This is a genomic window from Herbiconiux daphne, from assembly GCF_024979295.1.
Taxonomy (GTDB): Bacteria; Actinomycetota; Actinomycetes; order Actinomycetales; family Microbacteriaceae; genus Herbiconiux; species Herbiconiux daphnes.
In genome coordinates this window covers 1-1,545 of record NZ_JANLCJ010000080.1, presented here as the reverse complement: position 1 = coordinate 1,545, position 1,545 = coordinate 1, and the positions used below count along the sequence as shown (strand labels likewise).

General features: G+C 40.1%; 1 protein-coding gene. It reads left to right on the top strand.

The window, feature by feature from the left end:
• The coding region (locus N1032_RS28620; RefSeq protein WP_259542654.1) for a phage nozzle protein at positions 1–1,545 on the top strand (1,545 nt) is incomplete at both ends.

Below are 1,545 nucleotides of genomic sequence, written 5' to 3'. Positions count from 1 at the left end.
CTTGGCCTCCGACTTACAGTTCTGGTAAACCTATTACAGGGACAGTTCAGACTGATGATGGTAGTGCTCTCGCTGCACAGATGCCTTCTTGGACAGATGCTCAGTTCATCATTGATAATCCAACTCAAGGGACACACGCTCTAAATGGTGTCAATTATCCAGACCAAGGTCTTGTTCCTAAACTTGTGAAAGCTCTTGGCACAGGTTGGTCTGTTACATCAGGGCCGGGTTGGATTCACGTTAAATCTCCAGCTAACACTCCTATCACTGAACTCCGTATTGATGATGGTTATGCTAACCAGATTGCTAATGGTCTTATTCACCAAGTAACCACTGTTACTAAACTTCCTGTTGAAGCTCCAGATAAATACAAAGTAGAGATTACTGGTGATACTACTAAGACTGGTGATAGATATTTTGTTCAATACGATGCTCGTGATAAGGTCTGGAAAGAAGCAGTAGGTTGGGATATCATTAAAGGTCTTGATACAGCAACTATGCCCCACGCTCTTATTCGTAAAGCTGACGGCTCTTTTGTGTTTACTCGACTTGATGGCAGTGTAGATTTAGGTAATGGACAGAAGATTCAATCTTGGGCTGAACGAACCTGTGGTGATGATGATACTAACCCACAACCTTCTTTCGTAGGAGGAACTTTCAATGACGTCTTTATGTTCCGAAATCGTTTGGGCTTGCTCGCAGGTGAGAACATTATCTTATCTCGCACGTCAAAATATTTCAACTTCTATCCAGCGTCTGTTGCAAACGAAAGTGATGATGACCCTATTGATGTGGCTGTGTCTCACAACCGTATCTCCATCCTCAAATATGCGGTTCCTTTCTCTGAACAACTTCTCTTATGGTCTGACCAAGCTCAATTCGTATTGGCAGCAGAAGGTATCTTATCAGCGAAAACAATCGAACTAAATTTGACTACACAGTTTGATGTATCAGATTTTGCTCGACCATTTGGTTTAGGACAGAATGTTTACTTTGCATCTCCTCGTGCTAACTTCACTTCCATTATGCGCTATTACTCTGTTCAAGATGTAACAGCGATTAAGAACGCTGAGAATACTTGTGCTCACGTTCCAAGCTATATCCCTAATGGTGTGTTTAGTATTTGGGGGACAAGCTCTGAAAACTTTATGACTGTTCTGTCTGAGAATGCTCATAGTAAAATCTTCGTTTATAAGTTCCTATATCAGAACGAGCAATTAGTTCAACAGTCGTGGTCACATTGGGATTTTGGTAATGACATCAAGATTTATTCTTGTAACTCCATTAACTCAACTCTCTTTGTAATCTATGAAACTGAAACTGATTTACTATTCGGGACAATTGATTTCACCCAGAACATTCTGGATAATCAGTATGAACCTTATAGAACTTATATTGACCATAAGGTTGCATTCCAACCAGTAGCAGCAGATTTTGATATCTCTATTAACAAAACTAAGATTACTCCTCATAAGATTTATGGTGCAACATTCCCAATCAGTGAGTTTGTAGTGATTAACCAAGAAGGTTTTATCCAAAGGTTCT